Origin of the sequence: uncultured Christiangramia sp., assembly GCF_913046405.1 — a bacterium.
GTDB lineage: Bacteria > Bacteroidota > Bacteroidia > Flavobacteriales > Flavobacteriaceae > Christiangramia > Christiangramia marina.
In genome coordinates, this window is sequence record NZ_CAJWRQ010000139.1 from 1 (window position 1) to 5,688 (window position 5,688).

General features: G+C 39.7%; 4 protein-coding genes. All 4 read right to left on the minus strand.

Going from position 1 to position 5,688, the window contains the following annotated elements; all coding sequences use genetic code 11:
* Positions 1-1,096 (minus strand): S1 RNA-binding domain-containing protein (locus tag QZ620_RS13245; RefSeq protein WP_295182512.1); only part of this gene is annotated, 1,096 nt, incomplete at its 3' end.
* Positions 1,097-1,273: 177 nt separating this feature from the next.
* The gene (locus QZ620_RS13250; protein WP_295182515.1) at positions 1,274-2,446 is read right to left on the minus strand and encodes an MFS transporter; all 1,173 of its coding nucleotides are present in this window, start codon (positions 2,444-2,446) and stop codon (positions 1,274-1,276) included.
* Complete coding sequence (gene cmk / locus QZ620_RS13255) at positions 2,447-3,139, minus strand: (d)CMP kinase (RefSeq protein ID WP_295182518.1); 693 nt, start codon at positions 3,137-3,139, stop codon at positions 2,447-2,449. It lies immediately after the preceding gene.
* A 93-nt stretch (positions 3,140-3,232) separates the two neighbouring features.
* A complete protein-coding gene (gene lon, locus QZ620_RS13260; RefSeq protein ID WP_295182521.1) occupies positions 3,233-5,539 on the minus strand; it encodes an endopeptidase La in 2,307 nt (768 codons plus the stop codon).
* Positions 5,540-5,688: the final 149 nt, after the last annotated feature.

The following is a 5,688-nucleotide window of genomic DNA, read 5'->3' on the forward strand; positions in this document are numbered from 1 at the left end:
TGCTCCAGGACATTTCAGAAACGTGGATAAGACCTTCAACACCTTCAGCAACTTCAATAAATGCACCGTAATCTGCGATTACGACTACTTTACCTTTCACGTTGTCACCAACCTTAAGTTCTTCGCTAAGAGCATCCCATGGGTGCTGGCTAAGTTGCTTAAGACCTAATTGGATTCTAGACTTAGACTCATCAAAATCAAGAATTACAACGTTAAGTTTTTGATCTAGTTCAACGATCTCATTTGGATGGTTGATTCTAGACCAGCTAAGGTCTGTAATATGAACAAGTCCATCAACACCTCCAAGGTCAACGAATACACCGTAAGAAGTAATGTTCTTGACAGTACCTTCAAGTACCTGACCTTTTTCAAGCTGTCCAATGATCTCTTTCTTCTGCTCTTCGATATCTGCTTCGATAAGCGCTTTGTGAGAAACAACAACGTTCTTAAACTCGTGGTTGATCTTCACAACTTTGAATTCCATGTTCTTACCTACGTAAGCATCGTAATCACGAATTGGTTTCACATCGATCTGCGATCCTGGAAGGAAAGCTTCGATACCAAATACGTCTACGATCATACCACCTTTAGTACGACATTTAATAAATCCATTTACAACAAGACTTTCATCATGTGCAGTGTTCACTCTTTCCCATGCCTTGATCACTCTCGCCTTACGGTGAGAAAGGATTAACTGACCAGTAGAATCTTCACGAACGTCGATAAGCACTTCTACTTCATCACCTTCTTTAAGATCTGGGTTGTAACGAAATTCGTTTAAAGAAATAACACCTTCACTCTTTGCATTGATATCTATGATTGCATCACGATCTGTAATATTAATTACTTTTCCTGTTACAACCTCGTCATCTAAAGTGTCAACGAAATTTTCAGCTACTAATTTTTCAAATTCTTCCAGCTTCTTATCGTCGATAGGATCAATACCTTCTTCGTAGTTGTGCCAGTTAAATTCTTCTAGAAATTTCTCAGGGTTTGCCTGTTGCGTTTCTGCGTCAGGTTGAGACTCATTTGCCATACCGGCAACATCTTGTACTTCGATTTCCTGAGATTCTTTGTTTGTGTTTTCTTCAGCCATTACTGACTCCTAAATTTGTATTCTGTGTTTCTTCGGAAATCTTTCAGCAAAACAGAAACTACAGAAGTTGTTTATAGTTTTGATTTTCAACCCTTTTTGGATTCCCGGTATTCTGCCAAAAAGGAGTGCAAAAATACAACTTAATTTATATAATTCAAACCCCCTACTCCTCTATTTTTAAGCAGATGTAGTTTTCTTGAAAAAGATGTGTGTAATTAAAATGAGTATCGTGTAAAAAAGACCTAGAGTTGCCACTCCTTCCCAATGGAAAAGCTCCCAGGCATATGCTCCCGTTATGGTTCCCAGTGCACCGCCAGCAAAGTATCCTACCATATAGATCGTATTTATTCGATTGCGTGCATCCTGATTCCTGGAAAAAATAATATTCTGATTCGTAATGTGCAGCGATTGCAAGCCCATATCTACCAAAAGGACTCCTATTACCATACCTATTATCGAATTGCCTGAAAACTCGAAAATCACCCAGGCTAAGAGCATGATAAGGGTGGCCAGAGTGATCAAATTGTTCTTTTTCATACGGTCGCTGAGTTTACCAATTACAGTGGCCGCCAATGCCCCTCCTATTCCCAGCAACCCGAATGCTCCGGCGATACCGCTTCCATAATTGAAATTATCTTCCATTACAAAAACCAAAGTAGTCCAGAAGGCGCTGAAACCTGCAAATCCAAGTCCTCCTCTCACCGCAGCAAGTCGCACCGGACTTTCGGTTTTGAAATAATGCCAGGTAGATTGCATGAGTTGTTTGTAGGACCCTTTAAAATCGGGTTGAAGTTCTGGTAACTTCAATTTTAGAAGTAACCAAAGTATTAGCATCATGCCGGTTGCGCCATAATACATGGCACGCCAGCCAAAATATTCCCCTACGTAACCACTAATGAATCTACTTCCCAGAATTCCAATAAGTAATCCACTCATTACGGTACCAATGGCACTACCCCTGTTTTCCGGGTTTGCTAACTGCGCCGCCATAGGCACAAATACCTGGGGCACCACGCAAGAAAAGCCAACAACAAATCCTGAGAATATTAAAATTGGTAAACTCGGAGCTATTGCCATAGCGAGAAGACTAATAATGATCACAATAAAGTCTACCATCACCATTTTCTTCCTGGAAAATTTATCTCCTAACGGAATTATAAATAATAATCCAAAGGCATATCCAAGCTGAGTAAATAATGGAACATTACTCACTGCTGCTTCAGAAACGCCGAAGTCAATCGCAATTAAATTTAATAAGGGTTGATTGTAGTAATTATTGGCTACTACCAAACCGGCACTGGCAGACATTAAATACAGTACCGATTTACTTATGCCTCTGTTCTCAGACATTTATTCATACAATCTGTCTTCTACAATTTTTAATATCTGGTCGAATTGCTCTTGAAGATCCAGGTCTGAATTATCGAATTCCACAGCATCATCAGCCTTTATAAGCGGTGAATCTTCGCGAGTAGAATCCATAAAATCACGATCCTTTACATTTTTCAAGACCGCGTCAAATTCCACTTCATCACCTCTTTCAATAAGCTCATCATATCTTCGTTGGGCTCTTTTTTCAGTAGAAGCTGTCATAAAGATTTTCAGTTCAGCATCTGGAAAAACTACGGTCCCTATATCGCGACCATCCATCACAACACCCTTTTCTTTTCCCATTTCCTGCTGCTGGTCTACGAGTAATTTTCTTACATCAGGTACAGCTGCAACTTTACTCACCTGTTCCGAAACTTCCATATATCGAATTTCCTTCTCGACATTTTCACCATTAAGATACATTTCAGCAAAACCTTTCTGTTCGTTGAAAACAAATTTCAAACTCACAAAAGGAAGATGCCTGATAATTGCTTCTTGATCAAAATTAGTATCAGAGACGAACAGCTTTCGCATCATATACAAAGTTACCGCGCGGTACATGGCACCGGTATCCACATATACATAATTTAATTTTTTTGCCAGTCCTTTTGCAACAGTGCTTTTACCTGTGGAAGAAAAGCCATCAATAGCGATTGTTATTTTTTTACTCATATACTTGAAACTTCGAATTACAAAGGTAAATTTTTAAAGCCTTTACCTCATCATTATATATAAGAAAAGCCCCTTTCGGGGCTTTTTCTGGATCTATAACTTCTTAGCGTTCTTTACCGCCTGCTTGGTAATGGCAATATTTATGACATCGCTCATATCCCTTACATAATGAAAGGTTAGACCTTTTAAATATTCGTCCTTGATCTCCTCAATATCACGCTTATTTTCTTCACAAAGAATAAGTTCTTTGATTCTGGCTCTCTTGGCTGCCAGGATCTTCTCTTTGATTCCGCCAACAGGAAGAACCTTTCCTCTTAAGGTGATCTCGCCGGTCATGGCAATACTCTTCTTCACCTTCTTCTGAGTAAATAGCGATACCAGAGAAGTAAGCATGGTGATACCTGCACTTGGACCATCCTTCGGGGTTGCCCCTTCCGGAACGTGTATGTGTACATTGTACTTTTCAAAAATTGAAGCATCTATTCCAAGATCGTCTGCATTCGCTTTGATATATTCCATAGCAATGGTGGCCGATTCCTTCATCACTTTCCCAAGGTTTCCGGTAATACTAAGGTTTCCTTTGCCTTTAGAGAGAATAGATTCGATAAACAAAATATCACCACCTACCTGGGTCCAGGCAAGTCCGGTAACTACACCTGCAACATCATTGTTTTCATATTTATCCCGCTCCATTTTAGGACTTCCAAGAATTTCAATAATATCTTCATCGTTCAATTTGATATTATATTCATCTTCCATCGCAATGTTCTTGGCTGCGTATCTAACTACTTTGGCTATTTGTTTCTCCAGAGATCGCACTCCAGATTCCCTAGTATAACCTTCAACAATTTTCTCAAGTTGTTTTTTACCCACTTTGAGGTGTTCTGCAGTTAGACCGTGTTCTTCTAATTGCTTCGGAAGTAAATGTCTTTTTGCGATCTCTACTTTCTCCTCAATGGTATAACCTGTTACGTTGATAATTTCCATTCGGTCTCTTAGTGCCGGCTGAATCGTATTCAAGGAATTACAGGTAGCGATAAACATTACCTTGGATAGATCAAATCCCATTTCAAGGAAGTTGTCATGAAATTCTGAATTCTGCTCAGGATCCAGTACTTCGAGTAATGCTGAAGAAGGGTCTCCCGCATTTCCCATACTTAATTTGTCGATCTCATCCAGAACAAAAACAGGATTACTGGTTCCAGCTTTCTTCAAACTTTGAATAATTCTACCTGGCATAGCACCAATGTAGGTTTTTCTATGTCCGCGTATCTCTGCTTCATCTCGTAGGCCACCCAGAGAAATCCTGACATATTCTCTGCCCAGTGCTTCTGCTACCGACTTTCCAAGAGAAGTTTTACCAACTCCTGGAGGTCCGTAAAGACATAAAATTGGAGATTTCATATCATTACGCAGCTTTAAAACTGCAAGGTATTCAATGATCCTTCTTTTTACATCATCAAGACCATAATGATCCCTGTCAAGAATTTTCTTGGCTCTTTTTAGATCAAATTTATCTTTACTGAACTCGTTCCATGGAAGATCCAGGAACAGGTCCAGGTAATTTCTTTGTATGGAATATTCTGCAACCTGCGGATTCATACGTTGCATTTTGGAAAGTTCTTTCTCAAAATGATTCTTAACATCCTCATCCCATTGTTTGTCTTTAGCGCGGTCACGCATTTCCACAATTTCACCTTCGTGAGAAACACCACCAAGTTCTTCCTGGATCGTCTTCATTTGCTGGTGAAGGAAATACTCTCTCTGCTGTTGGCTCATATCACTTTGAACCTTACTCTGAATGTCATTTTTGAGTTCCAGTTTCTGGTTCTCCGTATTCATATGCTTCAGCGTGGAAAGTGCTCGCTCCTTAAGATCGTTCATCTCCAGTAACTTCTGCTTTTCAGAAACGGATAGAGACATATTGGAAGAAACAAAATTGATCAGGAAAGAATTACTTTCTATGTTCTTGATCGCAAAAGAAGCTTCCGAAGGAATATTTGGACTCCCTTTGATAATTTGAAGCGCAAGATCCTTGATTGACTCTATGATCGCTCCAAATTCAGCATTATCCTGCTCAGGACGATTATCAGGAACCTCAGCAACGGTAGCATTCATATAAGGTTCTTCGGTCACCACCTGGGTGATCTGGAAGCGTTTTTTACCCTGAATAATTACTGTTGTATTTCCATCAGGCATTTTTAACACCCTTAGAATACGTGCAACTACTCCAACCTTATTAATATCCTTAGAAGTTGGATTCTCTACTTCCTCATCCTTCTGCGAAACGACACCAATGATCTTGCTTCCATTATTTGCTTCATTAATAAGCCTACCTCCGCTAACCTTAAAAAGAATCTGAACTAGGGGATCTATGTCAATGTCTAATTCTGAGGCCATATATACTCCCGAACAACTTGCGATGACTCCGTATGAGTTTACCGAATTTGCGATAAGACATAAAGGTGCACCTATCTCCTTAGAGAAAAGACCGTGGCTTCAAGCAGTTTATAACGCACCTATTAGTATTAGAGGTTCTACAGAAGAAG